The sequence below is a fragment of the Cytophagia bacterium CHB2 genome (assembly GCA_030263535.1).
GTDB lineage: Bacteria > Zhuqueibacterota > Zhuqueibacteria > Zhuqueibacterales > Zhuqueibacteraceae > Coneutiohabitans.
In genome coordinates this window covers 1-16,644 of record SZPB01000117.1, presented here as the reverse complement: position 1 = coordinate 16,644, position 16,644 = coordinate 1, and the positions used below count along the sequence as shown (strand labels likewise).

Annotated in this window: 13 protein-coding genes and 1 pseudogene; 12 read left to right on the top strand and 2 right to left on the bottom strand. The window is 52.8% G+C overall.

Annotation, left to right across the window (positions count from 1 at the left end):
• On the top strand, nucleotides 1–1,092 hold a 1,092-nt coding region (locus tag FBQ85_13075), incomplete at its 5' end, for an ATP-grasp domain-containing protein (protein MDL1876085.1).
• Nucleotides 1,093–1,221: 129 nt separating this feature from the next.
• Complete coding sequence (gcvH, locus tag FBQ85_13070) at nucleotides 1,222–1,599, top strand: glycine cleavage system protein GcvH (GenBank protein ID MDL1876084.1); 378 nt, start codon at nucleotides 1,222–1,224, stop codon at nucleotides 1,597–1,599.
• On the opposite strand, the gene FBQ85_13065 is transcribed toward gcvH, so the two are convergent.
• Nucleotides 1,578–1,835 carry a hypothetical protein gene (locus tag FBQ85_13065; GenBank protein ID MDL1876083.1) on the bottom strand — a complete coding sequence of 86 codons (258 nt, stop codon included), beginning with the start codon at nucleotides 1,833–1,835 and terminating at the stop codon, nucleotides 1,578–1,580. The two genes, gcvH and FBQ85_13065, sit on opposite strands and share 22 nt — an antisense overlap.
• A gap of 489 nt (nucleotides 1,836–2,324) precedes the next feature.
• On the opposite strand from FBQ85_13065, the gene porV reads away from it, so the two are divergent.
• From porV to FBQ85_13035, 6 genes are all read left to right on the top strand, one after another.
• Nucleotides 2,325–3,380 carry a type IX secretion system outer membrane channel protein PorV gene (porV, locus tag FBQ85_13060; protein ID MDL1876082.1) on the top strand — a complete coding sequence of 352 codons (1,056 nt, stop codon included), beginning with the start codon at nucleotides 2,325–2,327 and terminating at the stop codon, nucleotides 3,378–3,380.
• A gap of 251 nt (nucleotides 3,381–3,631) precedes the next feature.
• The gene (locus tag FBQ85_13055) at nucleotides 3,632–4,444 is read left to right on the top strand and encodes a hypothetical protein (GenBank protein ID MDL1876081.1); all 813 of its coding nucleotides are present in this window, start codon (nucleotides 3,632–3,634) and stop codon (nucleotides 4,442–4,444) included.
• Between the two features lie 133 nt (nucleotides 4,445–4,577).
• Complete coding sequence (locus tag FBQ85_13050) at nucleotides 4,578–7,766, top strand: T9SS type A sorting domain-containing protein (protein ID MDL1876080.1); 3,189 nt, start codon at nucleotides 4,578–4,580, stop codon at nucleotides 7,764–7,766.
• A gap of 82 nt (nucleotides 7,767–7,848) precedes the next feature.
• Nucleotides 7,849–10,905 carry a hypothetical protein gene (locus FBQ85_13045; protein ID MDL1876079.1) on the top strand — a complete coding sequence of 1,019 codons (3,057 nt, stop codon included), beginning with the start codon at nucleotides 7,849–7,851 and terminating at the stop codon, nucleotides 10,903–10,905.
• Nucleotides 10,906–10,922: 17 nt separating this feature from the next.
• On the top strand, nucleotides 10,923–11,807 hold the full coding sequence (locus tag FBQ85_13040) for a hypothetical protein (GenBank protein MDL1876078.1): 885 nt from the start codon (nucleotides 10,923–10,925) through the stop codon (nucleotides 11,805–11,807).
• A gap of 194 nt (nucleotides 11,808–12,001) precedes the next feature.
• Entirely contained in the window at nucleotides 12,002–12,736 is a 735-nt protein-coding gene (locus FBQ85_13035) for a hypothetical protein (GenBank protein MDL1876077.1), read from the top strand.
• Nucleotides 12,737–12,753: 17 nt separating this feature from the next.
• Here the strand turns inward: FBQ85_13035 and FBQ85_13030 are convergent, their stop codons facing one another.
• Nucleotides 12,754–13,389, bottom strand: coding sequence for a Uma2 family endonuclease (locus FBQ85_13030; GenBank protein MDL1876076.1), 636 nt, complete (start codon nucleotides 13,387–13,389; stop codon nucleotides 12,754–12,756).
• A 318-nt stretch (nucleotides 13,390–13,707) separates the two neighbouring features.
• Here FBQ85_13030 and FBQ85_13025 point away from each other — a divergent pair, with 318 nt between their 5' ends.
• The 4 genes and pseudogenes from FBQ85_13025 (at nucleotide 13,708) to FBQ85_13010 (ending at nucleotide 16,528) form a co-directional block, all read left to right on the top strand.
• Nucleotides 13,708–15,021 (top strand): GTPase, encoded by a 1,314-nt coding sequence (locus FBQ85_13025; protein MDL1876075.1) that lies wholly within the window; start codon nucleotides 13,708–13,710, stop codon nucleotides 15,019–15,021.
• A gap of 6 nt (nucleotides 15,022–15,027) precedes the next feature.
• Nucleotides 15,028–15,978, top strand: a complete 951-nt coding sequence (gene arcC, locus FBQ85_13020; protein ID MDL1876074.1) for a carbamate kinase — start codon at nucleotides 15,028–15,030, stop codon at nucleotides 15,976–15,978.
• 80 nt (nucleotides 15,979–16,058) lie between these two features.
• On the top strand, nucleotides 16,059–16,316 hold the full coding sequence (locus FBQ85_13015; protein MDL1876073.1) for a DUF104 domain-containing protein: 258 nt from the start codon (nucleotides 16,059–16,061) through the stop codon (nucleotides 16,314–16,316).
• Nucleotides 16,317–16,408: 92 nt separating this feature from the next.
• A pseudogene (locus FBQ85_13010) lies at nucleotides 16,409–16,528 on the top strand (nucleic acid-binding protein).
• The last annotated feature ends 116 nt before the right edge of the window (nucleotides 16,529–16,644 follow it).

Genomic DNA, 16,644 nt, shown 5'->3' with positions numbered 1-16,644 from the left:
ATTACGGCCTCGTGCAATCTCAAATTCATCGGCCCGACGCCGGAAATGATCATGGCCATGGGCGACAAAGCGTTTGCCAAAGACACCATGCGCAAAGCCGGCGTGCCCACCATTCCGGGCAGCAACGGCATTTTGGCGAGCGCCGACCAGGCCCTGGCCTTTGCCGAAGAATTCGGCTATCCCGTGATCATCAAGGCCACGGCTGGCGGCGGCGGGCGCGGCATGCGCGTCGTGCGTGAAAAAAACGAGTTGGCGAAAGCGTTTGATCAAGCGCAGGCTGAGGCCGGTGCGGCGTTCGGCAATCCCGCGGTTTACATGGAGAAATATTTCGAGCATCCGCGGCATATTGAAATTCAGCTCATTGGTGACACGCATGGCAACATCGTTGCGCTAGGCGAGCGCGAATGTTCGATTCAACGCAAGCATCAAAAATTGATTGAAGAAGCGCCCTCGCCGGCGTTGACCGAAGAAATTCGCCAGCAAATGTGCGCCGCCGCCGTGGCCGGCGCCAGAAGCGTGAACTATGTGAATGCCGGCACTATCGAATTTCTTTTTGATGCCGGCAAGTTCTATTTCATGGAAATGAACACGCGCATTCAAGTCGAGCATCCGGTCACGGAATCGGTGTTCGGTTTGGATTTGGTGAAAGAGCAAATCCGCGTAGCCTGCGGCGAAAAACTGGATAATTTGAATCCCAATTTCAAAATGCGCGGGCATGCCATCGAATGCCGCATCAATGCGGAGGATCCGGCGAAGGATTTTCGCCCCTCGCCCGGCCGCATCGAAACCTGGCACATGCCCGGCGGCATCGGCATTCGCGTGGACACGCATGCGTATGCCGGTTATAAAATCCCGCCGTTTTATGATTCATTGATTGCCAAGCTGATCGCCTTCGGCAAATCGCGCGCGGAAGCCATCGAGCGCATGGAACGGGCGCTGGAAGAGTTTATTGTGGAAGGCGTTCATACGACCATTCCGTTTCATCAAAAAGTGATGGCCGATCCCGTGTTTCAATCCGGCCAGCTCGATGTCAAATTTGTGGAGCATTTTTTCAAGCGCACACCGATGAATTCGAACCCAGCCGCAGGTTGAGCTTGCCGCGGTTGTTGAGCCAGTCGCCGGCTGAGCCTGTCAAAGCCTGCATGGTTATTTCATAACGACTGACTGAAGTTCATTCTACCATGTCCGCAAAACCGGACGAGATGATGAGGAGGAACAATCATGAACATCCCGGCCAATCTCCTTTATACCAAAGAGCATGAATGGGTTAAGATTGAAGGCGAGGTCGCGACCATCGGCATTACCGATTATGCCCAGGGCCAATTAGGCGACATCGTCTTTGTTGAGCTGCCGGCTGCCGGCGCGGAGACCAAGCAGATGCAACCGTTCGGCACCATTGAAGCGGTCAAAGCCGTTTCGGATCTGTTCGCTCCGCTGAGCGGCACTGTGACGGAAGTCAACACCGCGCTTGCCGACAAGCCGGAGTCAATCAACCAGGATTGCTATGGCGCCGGTTGGTTGATCAAACTCAAAATCTCCAATGCCGGCGAGCAAGCTGCGTTGCTCTCGGCGGCGGACTATGAGAAGGTCGCCTCTTGAGGGTTGCTGGTTTCGACAGGCTTCGACGAGCTCAGCCGATCGAGCTCAGGCGCCGCGATGCGCTGGCTGAGCTTGTCGAAGCCAGCTTGTCGAAGCCAGCTTGTCGAAGCCAGCTTGTCGAAGCCAGCTTGTCGAAGCCAGCTTGTCGAAGCCAGCTTGTCGAAGGCGTGCCTGTCGAAGGCGGGGTTGGTAATTTGATCACCTAAGAGGAGTTTCGCGCGGCGGTAAATCTGCATTGGCGTGAAATGGGCGGTATACTGAGTTGATCAAAAAGATTCGCACGCAGGCAATCCGGTTGAGCGCGTCTGGCGTATTAGAGCTGGACGGCAAAATCGCCTCAAGACCGGCGGGAAAATCTGCCGGTTAAAGGCAAAAAAGCGCTTGACTCTCATCAGCCAAATATCTACTTTTGCGCCGTTCATAAATAAGACTTTGCAACATCAAAATTTTGGAGTAAGCCTATATCGCATTCGCTACGGGATCGATGGTCAAAAAATCAAATTTTTGTGGAAGATTTTTGTATCCCGACGTAGCGAGTGTTCGGTGATAGGTTGTCAGAACCGAAACGCAGGGTGAAGGACTCAAAGCCGCCTGTTTAAAATCTGCGGCAGAGCCCAGCGAAACACCCTGAAGGCTGCGTCAGCACGCCTAGCGTTTTCGGTTTTTTTGTTTATGGCGCAAGCATAATCGTTTCATCTTCATTTCAAGTTTAGGAGATTCCAACCATGAAAAAAATTCTGGCTCTTCTTAGTTTGTGCGCGCTGATGTTGCGGGCCACCGCGGCGCTGGCGCAAGGCCCGGGCAGCAGCGGCGCGTTGTTCTTGTTGATCGCACCCGGTGCGCGTGCGGCAGGCATGGGCGAGTCTTTTGTTTCAATCGCCGATGACGCCACCGCCACCTACTGGAATCCGGCGGGCATGGCGTTTCTCGAGAAAACCCAGATCGCGCTGATGCACTCCAATTGGCTGCCGCAACTGGCCAGCGACTTGTATTACGACTATGCCACTATGGTGCGACCGATGGGAAATAGTGGCACTGCCGGCGTGTCGTTAACATTCATAAATCTCGGCAATCAAATTATTACCGGTGAAGAGGGGCCGGAGCCCCTGGGTGAGTTCAGCAGCTATGAGTTGGCGCTGGCCGGTTCGTATGCCGCCAAGCTCGGTGCCAACAATTCCGCCGGCGTGACGCTCAAATTCATCTACAGCAACCTGGCGCCCCAAGGCGCAGGCGCCGAACAAGGCGACGGACGCGCTACGGCCTTTGCAGTGGATTTGGGCTACTTACACAGGAATCTTTTATTCGACCGTTTCAATATGGGCGTGAACGTGACCAACATCGGCCCTAAGATCAGCTACATCGATGCCGCACAAGCCGATCCGTTGCCCACCAACCTGCGGCTTGGCGTGAGCTATCAACTCATTAAGCAGGAATATAACAGTCTGGTATTCTCGACTGAAGTCAATAGACTGCTAATTGCTTTTGATGACGAAGGCCAGGCGCGTTCGGTTATTCCCGGGATGTTCCTCGCCTTGTCCGACGAGTCTTTCAAGGAAGAGCTGAAGCATTTCATCTATAATGCCGGGGCTGAGTATTGGTATAATAATCTCATGGCGCTGCGCATTGGTTATCATTATGATAAAACCGGACGCGCCAAGTACACAACTTTTGGCGCCGGGTTGAAGTATTCCAGTTTGAAGTTGGATTTTGGATACATTTCAGCAGGCGAAGGCCATCCTCTCAGCGAAACCATGAGGCTCTCCTTGGCCATCGAGTTGTGATGTGTGGCAGTTTATTCACTAGGCGTAGCTGATCTTTGCGTGAAGTCAGGCTTTGTAAAGTAGCGTTGGAAATAGATTACAGGCAAGGCCTGACTTCATTACACCTCAACTATCACCGCAAACTGCGGCATCTACGAGTTGTTTAACCTTGTGGGATTTTGCAGAGAATTTAGAAGCAAGAGAAGTATAATATCCGAATAGACGATTGACGTTTAAGTCTGATTTTTTAATTCAATGAAATGGGATTTATTATGCGTTACGTTCTCAAATCAGCAGCACTTTTCGCTCTCGCTGGATTTTTAGCTTATGGTTGTTCAAAGCAGATTCCAAGCGAACCAACTCCTCAGTACGAAAGCGAAGGAATCTTAAGCTTTGAAGATTCACCTGCGCCTTCGGAATCTCCAAAGACTCACGTTGACGGGGAAAATAATCCGCAAAAGGTAAATTACTACTATCCTCCTGAATCCAGCGTCACCAACCCGTCCTACGACCAGACGTTCACATCAAGCACAACTCCCGTCTCAGTTTATTTTCGTCTAGAAGTTACCAATATGTGGGTTTTGGGTTCGACTATTAAGATCTATTTAAATGGTACAATTGTGCACGACCAGTTCTACACCGGTTACACCGGACGGGTAATCTCTGGCTATTTTTCGCTCCCATTTGGCGATCACAATTTTCATGTTTATGTAACCAATCATTGGGGATATCCCGTCGGAGATTTGGATAACCAATCATATGTGCCTTTTCATGTTGTATATGTACCTCCTCCTCCTCCCGCCGCACCATCAATAAATCACGATGTCGAGAATAATCACCCGAAGATCTACTGGAGTGCCGTTAGCGGCGCCACGGGTTACAAAATCTACAAAAGCGGTGATGGCTCGCAGTACTATCATATCGACACGATATCTTCAACGTCCTTTGTTGATACTGGTGAAAACCTGTATTCCGGGTCCGGTAACAAGCGTTATGCCTATTACAAAGTAAAGGCGTATAACGCGGGTGGGGACTCACCGTTTTCGAACGTCAAAGTTTTTACTGTCGAAGGGCCTCCGTATTAGTTAACGCTTCTAAATGTTGAAAATGGATTAACGTCAGCCGCCTTGAAGTAATCGAAGACGAACTTTGCGAAGGCATTGAAACCTTCGCAAAGTTCGTCAGTTCTAGCGTCCTTTTCTTTCAAGATGATATTTTATGACATTTCGCGCCTGGCTTACACTCACAATTTTTTTGTTTTCGCTTGAAAATTCTCCGGCCTCGAATCTACGCCACACCGAGCTGCAATCCACTATTAAACGACTCAGTGCAGAGTATCGTTTAAATCAACCTTCTCTCCGATTGCACAGTCGCTTGTCGCACCCTGTGGCAGTAGATACGCTCAATATTCTCGCCTTGCGCGCTGAGTTTCAACCGGACTCTCTTGAAGAAACCACTGGCAATGGCCTGTTCATGCTCGCGGCCAATCCTGAGATCACTATTGATCCGCCGCCGCACAATCGCGCCTATTTCGCAGCGCAACTGACGGCCCTGGCAAATTACTACAAAAGCGTCTCGAACGGTAAAGTCGTCCTGAACTTTCAAGTTTTGCCGAATGATGAAAATGCCGGCTATCGCCTGCCGCAAGACATGAGATATTACGGCCCCGGCCGTGACAGCGCCGAGCGCGACCAGCGCTTGGCCGAGCTGTTGCGCGATGCGATCGGCGCTGCTGACGCTGCAGGCGGCGTGGATTTTTCGCAATTCGACAGCTTCATCATTTTTCATGCGGGTATCGGCGAAGACTTTGCAGAAGAAATCGACGAGACGCCCAACGACATTCCCAGCGCGTTTTTGAACCTGAATGATTTGCGCAAAGACTTGGGCAACAATGATCCGGGTTATCGCGGCATCGCAGTGCAAAACGGCGCGTTCTTCATCGAAGACGGTATCATCCTTCCCGAAACCCAATCGCGCGAGATTGCCGGCAGCGGCCTCATCGAGTTCGGCTTGCTCGGCACCTCGACGTTGATGTTTGGCTATCAGCTCGGTTTGCCCAATCTATTCAATACCGAAACCGGCGCCTCCGGCATTGGGCAATTTGGATTGATGGATCAAGGCTCGAACAACTATCAAGGTTTGATCCCGGCGCAACCTGAGGCCTGGTCCAAAGTTTTTCTCGGCTGGGAAGAGCCGATCGTCATCACCAGCGGCGAGAATTTTGAGATCGCCGCTGCGCTGGCCAACAATCCCAACAAGATTTACAAAATTCCGATTACGGATAGCGAATACTTTCTGCTGGAAAACCGCTCACGCGACATCAACGGCGACCGCATTGCCTCTGGTCGCGACGTCAACGGCGTGCGCATTCAATTTCGCGAGAATGATTTTGCTGCGGAGCAGGCCATCAGTGTGATCACGCAAGTCGATGAGTACGATTTCGGTTTGCCGTACACTGTCGATCAAAACAACCGCGCGCTGCCCGGTCCTGGCATTTTGATTTGGCATATTGATGAAAACATCATTCGCGCGAATTACGCCAGCAACCGCGTCAATGCCGATGCCGATCACCGCGGCGTCGATCTCGAAGAAGCGGACGGCGCGCAGGACATAGGCCGTTTTTATGGTTTTCTCGATCCCGGTTCCGGCAGTGAACTTGGTTTGCCCGAAGACGCCTGGTGGTCGGAGAATCCCGTCATCACAGAATTTCTGCGGCCTGATGAGCCGGTGAGTTTTGGCCCCAAAACCATTCCGAGCACTGCTGCGAACAACGGCTCGAACACCGGCATTGTGATCACAAATTTTTCCGATATTGCGCCGGTGATGACGTTCTCCGTGCGCAATCAGTTTGCCGTGCCGAATTTTCCGCAATTTGCCGGCGGCAGTGCGGCTGTGCTGCTTTCACCCATGCTGGCGGATCTCACCGGCGATGGCAAAGCAGACATTGTCACCGCCACGATTTCCGGTGAAATATTTGCCTGGCAGGCAGACGGCAGCAAAGTCATCGCCAACAGTGAGGTCGCGACCATCACCCAACCCAACGGTTTGACGGCGCAGATTCCACGCGCAACATTTGTTGATGGCGGGCCCTTGGCTTCCCCGCCCGCGCTTGCTGATGTCGTTGCCGACGGCCGCGCGGAAGTCATTGCCTTGTTGAAAGAAGGGAAACTTCAAATTTGGCAGGCCACGGATGACGATGGCAATGGCCGTGCTGATTTGACCTGGCAGTCTGAGATTGGCACAACGCAGTCAAACGTCGTTGTTCGTGTCGAGACCAAGAATATTTTTTGCGGCAATGAAGGCGGCGCGGTTTTCTCATTTACCGGCGCCGGTGATTTACGTTGGCAAACCGCGCTGCAACAGCCGGTGCGGGGCCTTTCTTTGCTGGCGAACGGCTTGTTGGTGGCCTTGGATAATGGTTTGGCTATCTTGAGCGAGGAGGGCGTTGCAGTTTTCAGTAACCCACCGTTGCCGCTCTCTCGCGGCCCGGCGCCCAACGGCGCATTTGCCATTGCTGATATCGATAATGATGGCCAGATCGAAGGTTTGGTTGCGGAGCAAGACGGCCGATTGTTTTTTCCGATCAATCAAGGCGCCGAACAGCTTGTGCTTGATTTTGGTGCTGCGATTGGCGGGCTGGCAATTGGTGACATCAATCGTGACGGCCGCAAGGAAGTTGTGCTGGCTGCGGCCAACCAACTGTTGGCGGTGAATTACAACGGCGTGCTCACGGAGAATTTTCCCGTGAAAGTCGGTTCAGCTTCCCAAAGTGGCAATGGTATCACTAATACCATGACGCCGATCCTCGCTGACGTTGACGGCGATGGCAGCCAGGACGTGCTTGTGCCTGGCGTCGATGGCAATGTTTACGCTTTTCATGGCAACGGCTCATTGATCGAAGGCTTCCCGTTGGCCATGCCGGGCCCGGGCCACGGTTCTCTGGCGGCTGGTGATCTCGACAATGACGGCAAGTTCGAACTTGTTGGCGTTTCGGGGACTGGCTTTGTGCATGTGTGGCGCTTGCCCGAAAGTAGCTTACAAGCGAACTGGCCGATGTATCATCGTGATGCCGCACAAACCAGTTTCAACCCGGCGCGCGAAACCCCGGTGATTGCAGACGGCAAGCTGATGCCGGAGCAGTCGGTTTACAACTATCCCAACCCGGCGCGCGAGGGCTCCACGCGCATTCGCTATCGCCTGAATAGTGCAGCGAAAGTGAAAATTTCGATTTTCGATACTGCCGGTGATTTGGTGACGGAATTCGAAGGCCCGGGACTAGCGCAGGCCGACAACGAGGTGGAATGGCAGCTCAACGGCGTGCAAAGCGGTGTGTATCTGGCGAAGATCGAAGCCCAGGGCGACTCCGAAAAGGTGATGAAGATTATCAAGATTGCGGTGGTGAAATAATGTTGGAGCTGCAGATCACAGATATGGAAACGAGTCGTTTTGGAAATATTGCGGATTCAGATCTTATCATGAGGCGACTGCCGTGAATCGTTTGCAATACTATTGCGCCATTGCTGCGGTAGCCGTTCTGGCTGTGTTCGCAACCTTTGCTCACGCCCAGGACGAGCCGCGCTGGACGCATCCCGAGCTGAAGTGGAACACCATCGAAACCGAACACTTCTTCGTGCATTTTCACGAGGGCGCCGAGCAAACCGGCAAGCTCACCGCCAAAATTGCTGAAGACATTTACAAACCCATCACCTCGCTTTACGGCTATGAACCGAAGGGCAAGGTTCATTTCATCATCATCGACTACGACGATTTTTCCAACGGCTCGGCCTATTATCTTGACAACAAAGTGGAAATTTGGGCGAGCGCGATGGATTTTGAGTTGCGCGGCACGCACAGTTGGCTGCGCAATGTCATCACGCACGAATACACGCACATGATTTCGCTGGGCGCGGCGCGCAAAATCACGCGGCACATCCCGGCGGCTTATGTGCAGTGGCTCGGTTACGAAGACGAGAAACGCCCGGATGTGCTGTACGGCTATCCCAATCGCATTCTCTCGTACCCGCTGCCGTTCACCGTGATGCCGCCCTGGTTCGCGGAGGGCGTGGCACAGCATCAGCGCCCCGAATTGGAATATGATTTGTGGGATTCGCATCGCGACATGCTGCTGCGCACGGCGGTGGTGGAGAACAAGATGCTGACCTATTCCGAGATGAACGCCTTCGGCAAAAACAGCATCGGCAGCGAGCGGGTTTACAATCAGGGCTATTCGTTGTCGAGTTACATTGCGCGAAATTACGGCGAGGCTTCCTTGCAGCAGATTGCCGCTAACATGCGCAGCCCGTTGCGTTTTTCGTTCGATAGCGCCATCAAAAAAGCCACCGGCAAAAGCGGCGGGCAAATTTATGACGAGTGGAAAAATCATTTGCAGGAAGCGTACGCGCAGCAATTGCGCGAGATTCAAGCGCATGCGGTTACCGGTGAATTGGTGCAGGCCAAAGGCTCCGGCAATTTTTATCCGCGCTGGTCGCCGGACGGCGGCAAGTTGGCTTATCTCAGCAATGCCGGCGCGGATTATTTGGGCCAAACCTCGTTGGTGTTGCGTGAAGGCGTGGGTGGCAAGGATAAATTGATCAAAGCCGGCGTGCATTACGCCTTCTCCTGGTCGCCCGACGGCGCCCAGCTTGCCTACTCGCGCAAATCTGAAAAAAATCCGCATCACTCTGTCGTGTATGATTTGTATCTCTACGACATCAAAAATAAGAAAGAAAAGCGCCTGACGCATGCGGCGCGCGCGCACAGCCCGAGTTGGTCGCCTGACGGCAAAACGCTTGCCTGTGTGTTGAATGGCGATGGTGCGCAAAACATTGCGCTATACGATATTGCCGCCAATCAACTCAAAATCATCACCTCACACAAGACGCAGGAACAAGCCTACACGCCGCAATGGTCGCCGGATGGCCGGCAGATCTTGTACTCCTATTCGCATGCGCGCGGCCGCAGTTTGCGGCTTTACGATGTGGCAAGCGGTGAAATCACTCCGGTCAACTTGCAGCATTCCACCAATGGCGAATCATCGGGCGGCAAGCCCACTGACGCGCGCGACGCGGTGTTCAGTCCCGACGGCCAAAAGATCTATTTTAGTTGGGATGTGACCGGTATTTTTAATATCTACAGCTATGATCTTGCCACCCAACAGACTGCGCCGTTAACTAATGTCGTGGGTGGCGCGTTTATGCCTTCGGTGAATCGCGACGGCGAATTGGCTTTCAGCACGTTTGTGGCTGAGGGCTATAAAATCGCGCATCTCAAAACACCACAGCCGGTGTCGCCCGAAGTCACACAGTATCTGCCTTCACCCGACAGTAACATTCAGCTTGCCGCGGTCAATGGCGATCTTGCGCATCTCAATCTCAATGGTATCAAGCATGGCGCTTATGACGACAAGCAAATCCCCAACTTTGAAGTCAAGCCGTACAATGATCACTACTCGGCCATTTCGATTCTGCCGCGCGTGATGATGGATTACGGCACCGTGAAGCTTGGCAGTTATTTCTATTCGAGCGAAATGCTCAATAAATTCAGCTTCATCGGCGGCGCGGCCATCAATCGCGATAAGGATTATGATTTGTTTTTGCTGGTCGATTACGACAAGCTGGGGCCGTCATTGTTTCTGGAAGCCTACAATCAAGTGCGTCACGCCGGGGCAGACGGTTACGATTTTCTTTACAATCTCACCGAAGTCGATCTTGGCACGCGGCGCTTTTGGAACAGCCAGCACCTTTCGCAGCTCAGTTTCATATACAGCCGCTACAATGCCAAGATTTCGTTTGTCGATCGCGGCCTGAAGCAGAGCTTCCCATACACCTATTATCAAGGCAAAGCCCTGGCTTTTCGCCATTCTTTTCACCAGCGCGCGCGCGCGGTGGACGGCGACATTAATCCGCGCATGGGCCGCGAGATTGAGCTGCGTTATACCCGCGAGTTCAACGACTTCATCAATTCCGATCCCGAGAAGGCGTTCACCTTGACGGATTATGGCACGTTCGTTGAAAACTACGAGCCGCACAACGTGCATCGCGTCGAGCTGGATTGGACCGAACGCCTGCCATTGCCCGGGCGCACCGGTTTGACGCTGTATGGCCGCGGCGGCTGGCTCGATCGCGAGGTTGACAGTTTTTTCTATTTCTTTGCGGGCGGGCTTGACGGGGTGCGCGGTTATCCGTTTTACAGCATGGAAGGCCGATATTTGTTGCACGGCCGCCTGACCTATCGCTTTCCGTTGTTTCGCCATCTCGATTTGTCGCTGCTGCATCTCTATCTCGACAAAGTCTATTTCGCCGTATCGTACGACTACGGCGGCGCCTTCACCAAAACCAAAGGCTTCAGCGATAAACTTCACGACAGCGTCAATCTGCAATTGCGCTCGGAATTGTTTTCGTTTTATGGTTTCCCCACGCGGGTTTCAGTTGATGCCGCTTACGGCTTTGACGAGTTCGTGGTGCGGCGTGAGGGCTTCGATCCACTGACCTACGGCAAGGAATGGCGCTATTATCTGACGGTAGCTTTTGACTTCCTGGATAATTAATCACAAGGCTGTTTGAGATGATGAAATTCAAAATTGCTTCTTTGGCTTTGCCTGCCGTTCTAGCCGTTGCGCTTCATTGCAAGGCGCAAGACACGTCCTTGTTAGATTCGGCGCAAACGATCGACACCTCGGCGGCAACGCTTGAGTATCCGCTTGCGGCGTGGTGTCAGGCTTCGCAGCAGGACTTGGTCTGGAGCAGCAGAACGCCGAACCTCGCTCTCTCCAGCATGTTTCAAGATGAAAATCAGCCGGCTGCCAGACGCTCGGTGGCGCGTGCGGCGATTTTTTCTGCGGTGATTCCCGGCGCCGGTCAAATCTACAATCGTTCTTATCTCAAAGGCCTTTTGTTTTTGGGGGCCGAAGTGGGCGCTTGGGTGGCCTACTCGAAGTACACGGATAAGGGCAACAAGAAAACCGAGGAGTTCGAGCGCTTTGCCGATGCGCATTGGGATGAGCAAGCGTACTGGAATTCTGTAGTCGAGCTTGCCAACAGCGAAGGGTATCAAGTTGACACCGGCAATCTCGCCAGATTGCGCGAATACGAACGGTCGAGGTTCAGCCATTATTTGCCGGAATCGAAAAATCAAACTTATTACGAAAACATCGGCAAGTATGATCAATTCAATGCCGGTTGGGATGACGGCAGCGGCGAAATCTTACGGCGCGACTCGCAAAATCGATTGGATTACACCACCATGCGGCGTTTGGCCAACGATCAATTTCGCAATGCCACGCTTTCCTCGAGTTTGGCGATGGTCAACCATTTGGTGAGCATGATCGAAGCAGCTTATTCGGCGCACAAGTTCAATCAGGCGCAAACCAAAGGCGCCTCGTTTGGCATGAAATTGAAGAAATATCATGAAGAGTTGATGCCGGTGCTGGCAGTGCGCGTCGATTGGTGAGCCGCCGCCCACTCATTGAGTTGACAAAAATAAGCATTTGGTTTGCAGGATAGTTCACGCTTGTTAAGCGCAAAAATGTGAGTCGATTGCCTCCTAACTCATTGACTGTTTTAACATCGCGATTTCCGCAAGCCACAATCATCAATCCGAAATGGGCATACAGTTTTACGCAACCAACATTTGAATAAACCCACATGCGAACGATTCGACTTTTAAGCGTTTTTGCAATTGTGTTGATGGGCATCTCTCATGCCCAAACCGCTGCCCAGAGTGATAAACCTCTTCCCGCGGCTTTGGATACAGAGCAATTTCACGGCACCAGCGATACGGCAGCGGCTAGCGACAAGAAAATGTCCATCGGTGGCGCGTTTTTGCGTTCGGCCACCATTCCAGGATGGGGTCAAAAAGCGGTGGGCGCTCGCACCGCCGCGCGCAATTTTTTTGTGGCGGATGTGGCGCTTTGGCTTGGTGTAATTTCGTTCAATGTTTACGGCAACTGGCAGAAAGACGACTATCGTTTACTCGCCGCCGAACACGCGCCAGTAAATGTGCCGGGAAAGACCGACAAGTTTTTTGTCGACGTCAGCAACTACAGCAGCGTCGAGGATTATAATCAATCACGCTTGCAGCGCCGCGACGTGGCCGCGCTTTACGATCCCGCCACCCACTTCTGGCGCTGGGATTCCGATGCCAATCGTGAGCGCTTTGATGAAATTCGCTTGCGTAGCGAGCGCGCCTTCAACCGTGGCGAGTTGGTGATTGCCGCAATCATTGCCAATCACATCGTTAGTGGTATTCATGCGGCCTGGCTGGCCAATCGCCACAATTCCCGGTTGCAAGAGGGGGCGCAGGGCGCGTCATACGTTCCACAATTGGGGGTGAAAGGAAAGAGAGATGAGATTCGCTTGACGGCGCAGTGGGAGTTTTAGGGAAGGATCACGAAAATTCAAGAAATAATTCCAATCTCCTTTGCCATCGCATACGTGTCAAACTCAGGTCCCTGCCACAACCATTCGAGCTTGATCCAAAATCCCGGCGCCACCGCGGAATGAATTTTTCCCTCCTGCGGCGCAATCGCATGATAGCGCCGGTCCTCACCAAGTGAATAAACCGCGATGCGCTGCTGCTGGCGGTCGATAATCCAATATTCCCTCACGCCGGCGGTTTCGTATTCGATGTACTTCTCATGCCAATCGCGAATTGCGCTTTCCGGCGAGACAAATTCCACGATCAAATCCGGCGCGCCGTCGATATAGGTTTCATGAATGAGATGGGCCTGAGACTTTTCAACAAAGATGATGTCCGGATTGCGCCGCAGTCCCGCCCGCAAACGTATCTGGGTGTTGCCAGTTGAGATCACAAATCCCAGCTTGTTTTTCTTGACGAACAGTTCCAAAAGGCTTCCGAAACGTGTTTCCTCAAACCCGTGGATCGTTGATTCCGGCGACATGACAATAACCTCCCCATCAATATAATCAGCCTTGGTGTCCTCATCGCACCACGCGTCAAACTCCTCTTCGGTGGCAAAGAACAGTGAGCGCGAAGTTTTGGATTCGGCTTCTTTCAAGGCAATGGCGCTCATGGCAATTTACCCTACTACTTATTCGGTATTCTGAAATTGATTGCAGTCACTCTTATGAGCGGACGGCAATCCTGAATTTGATCGCCAGCATGTTCGGATCACGGCAAAACTTTACAAAACCCCCATTTTAAAAGCAAGTCTGGATTTTCGAGGCGATGGTGCTCTTGTCCATCTCTTCTCGCCGCTTGCCAGGCTTGCAAATCACCTGAATTTCCGCTATATTCCCGCCGTTTACTTTCAGTTCCGGTCCTCACCTGCGCAAGGCGCGATCCACGAACGGGCCTTTCCAGTTTTGGTGATTACAGAAGGAATCACAATATGGCGAGAACACGTGTCCTTATTATGGGAGCTGCCGGGCGCGACTTCCACAATTTCAATTTGGTTTATCGTGATCGCGACGAAAATGAAGTCGTCGCATTCACTGCAACGCAAATTCCCAACATCGAGGGGCGGCGCTATCCGGCACAATTGGCGGGCAAGCTTTATCCCAAAGGCATTCCGATTTATCCCGAGAGCGAATTGGTTGAATTGATTCGCAAGGAGAAGATCGCAGAAGTCGTTTTTTCATACAGCGATGTTTCGCACGAATATGTGATGCACAAGGCCAGCCAAGTCAACGCGGCCGGCGCAACGTTCAAGCTGCTGGGCGCGCACGAGACCATGGTGCCGGCCAAGAAGCCGGTGATCGCAATCTGCGCGGTGCGCACCGGATGCGGCAAAAGTCAAACAACGCGCCGCGTGGCTCAAATTCTAAAAGCCTCAGGCAAGAAACTGGTGGCGGTGCGCCATCCCATGCCTTACGGCGATCTCACCTCGCAGGCGGTGCAGCGCTTCGGCAGTTATGCTGATCTCACTGAACACAAATGCACCATTGAAGAACGTGAAGAGTATGAGCCGCACATAAACATGGGTACCGTGGTTTATGCCGGCGTCGATTATGCCGCGATTTTGGCGCGCGCCGAACAAGAGGCGGATATTGTCTTGTGGGACGGCGGCAACAACGATACGCCGTTTTTCAAACCCGATTTGCATATTGTGGTGGTTGATCCGCTGCGGCGCGGGCATGAAACGCGCTATTATCCCGGTGAAACCAATTTGCGCATGGCCGATGTCATCGTCATCAACAAAGAAGACTCGGCGCGGAAGGAAGATATTGAAAGCGTGCGGCGCGCGGCGGCAGAGCACAATCCGCGCGCGATGATCATCGATGCCGCTTCACCGATTTCGGTCGAAGACGCAAGTGTGATTCGTAACCGGCGCGTGTTGTGCATTGAAGACGGCCCGACGTTGACGCATGGCGAGATGACGGTCGGGGCTGGCGTGGTCGCAGCGAAAAACTTCGGTGCGAAAGCGATTGTCGATCCCCGGCCATTTTTGCGCGGCAGTTTGATCGACACGTTCAAACATTATCCCGGCATTGGTGCATTGTTGCCCGCGATGGGATACGGCGAGCAACAAATCCGCGATCTGGAAGCAACGATCAATGCCACGGATTGCGACAGCGTGATTATTGCCACACCCATTGATCTGCGGCGGTTGCTGCTCATCAACAAACCCTCGACGCGGGTGACCTACGAGCTTCAGGAGATCGGCCAACCCGATCTTGCCGAGGCTCTGAAACGTTTTGTTTAAGTCATGTTGCAAAAGTGTATTGTCGTCGCCCTTGGTGGCAACGCCATCACGCGCGAGTTTGAAGACGGCAACATCTATCAGCAGTTTGCCAATACACGCCGCAGTTTGAAAGGCCTGGTGCGGCTGATTGAGGAAGGATATGAAGCCGTCATCGTGCATGGCAACGGCCCGCAAGTCGGCAACGCGCTGAGGCGCGTGGAAGCGACGCGCCATTTGCTGCCGCCGTTGCCGCTTGGCGTGATTGTGGCGGATTTGCAGGGCGGCATGGGTTATATGATTCAACAATCATTGTTGAATATGCTGCATCGTCATGGCCTGGAGAAGGAAGTCGTCACGATTGTCACGCAGGTCGTGGTGCATCCCGATGATCCCTCGATCAAACAACCCTCGAAGTTTGTCGGGCCGGTTTACAGCGCCGAACAAGTCGCTGAGCTGCGTGAACGCTTGGGTTGGGCGATGAAAGAAGATGTTGGCCGCGGCTGGCGCCGTGTTGTGCCCTCGCCCGAGCCCCTGGCCATTGTCGAGCGCAACGTTATTCGCGAGTTGGTGCAAAGCGGTCACGTCGTGATTGCGGCCGGCGGCGGCGGCATTCCGGTTTATCTCGATCATCACGAACGCGAGGAACGCCTGGAAGGCATAAATGCCGTGATCGACAAGGATCTTGCGGCAGCGGTTCTGGGCAAAGACATTGGCGCGGACGAGCTTGCCATTTTGACGCCGGTGGAGAAGGTCGCGATCAATTTCAAGCAGCCCAACGAGAGATGGCTTGATCATCTCACTCTCGCCGAATTGAAAGCTTACTACGCGGAAGGCCATTTTCCGCCGGGCAGCATGGGGCCAAAGGTGCGCGGGGCGATTAATTTTTTGGAGAGCGGGGGCAGGCGCGTGCTGATCACTTCGATCGAGGCGTTTGAAGAAGCTTGGTTGGGTAAGACAGGAACCGTTGTGGTGTCTTAAAAAATGCTTGATTAAAGCTGGAATTCTGAGTAGAAAGTGAAAGCCATCAGATCAATGCAATTCTTAGTCGAGGCATAGTTATGGAAACCGCCATTCGCGCTATTTACAGAAACGGTGTTTTTGCTCCAACACCAAGACAAAAAGTGAAGCTGAAAGACGGCCAGGCGGTAGAACTTTTGATTAAGAAGCTGCCAGACGTTGAAGACGACCCGGCTTTTGATATCGCAAGCTTGGCGGTGGAAACGGGTATTCCTGATTTGGCCAGCGAACACGATCATTATCTCTACGGAACGCCGAAGCGAGGCAAGCGAAATGGCCAAAAAGCACGCATTCGTTGACACTGCTTGCTGGGTCGGCATACTTTCCAGGAGTGATCAACTGCATCGATCCGCGCAAAACGTCTATGAGAAATTGTTCGGAGAAGCATTCAGACAAGAGGTGGAGCTTGACCGATTGCATTTCGATGGCAGTCATGAAGGAAAAGGGTTTGATCGAAGCCTTGACTCACGACGAACATTTTAGACAAGCCGGTTTCAAAATTCTTCTATAAGCTGTTTCTATGTTAGATACTACTCGGAGCATAAAATACTTTAATTTTCAATAAAATATTCGTATATTGTGGGCATGAAGAACCGCGATGCCCGTCAACTCTCCTCCGAGGCTCAG

What these genes read in the sequence shown, in the direction of transcription:
- gcvH (MDL1876084.1), top strand. Translation starts at nt 1,222, where the DNA reads ATGAACATCCCGGCCAATCTCCTTTATACCAAAGAGCATGAATGGGTT.
- FBQ85_13065 (MDL1876083.1), bottom strand. Translation starts at nt 1,835, where the DNA reads ATGCAGATTTACCGCCGCGCGAAACTCCTCTTAGGTGATCAAATTACC.
- porV (MDL1876082.1), top strand. Translation starts at nt 2,325, where the DNA reads ATGAAAAAAATTCTGGCTCTTCTTAGTTTGTGCGCGCTGATGTTGCGG.
- FBQ85_13055 (MDL1876081.1), top strand. Translation starts at nt 3,632, where the DNA reads ATGCGTTACGTTCTCAAATCAGCAGCACTTTTCGCTCTCGCTGGATTT.
- FBQ85_13050 (MDL1876080.1), top strand. Translation starts at nt 4,578, where the DNA reads ATGACATTTCGCGCCTGGCTTACACTCACAATTTTTTTGTTTTCGCTT.
- FBQ85_13040 (MDL1876078.1), top strand. Translation starts at nt 10,923, where the DNA reads ATGATGAAATTCAAAATTGCTTCTTTGGCTTTGCCTGCCGTTCTAGCC.
- FBQ85_13035 (MDL1876077.1), top strand. Translation starts at nt 12,002, where the DNA reads ATGCGAACGATTCGACTTTTAAGCGTTTTTGCAATTGTGTTGATGGGC.
- FBQ85_13030 (MDL1876076.1), bottom strand. Translation starts at nt 13,389, where the DNA reads ATGAGCGCCATTGCCTTGAAAGAAGCCGAATCCAAAACTTCGCGCTCA.
- FBQ85_13025 (MDL1876075.1), top strand. Translation starts at nt 13,708, where the DNA reads ATGGCGAGAACACGTGTCCTTATTATGGGAGCTGCCGGGCGCGACTTC.
- FBQ85_13015 (MDL1876073.1), top strand. Translation starts at nt 16,059, where the DNA reads ATGGAAACCGCCATTCGCGCTATTTACAGAAACGGTGTTTTTGCTCCA.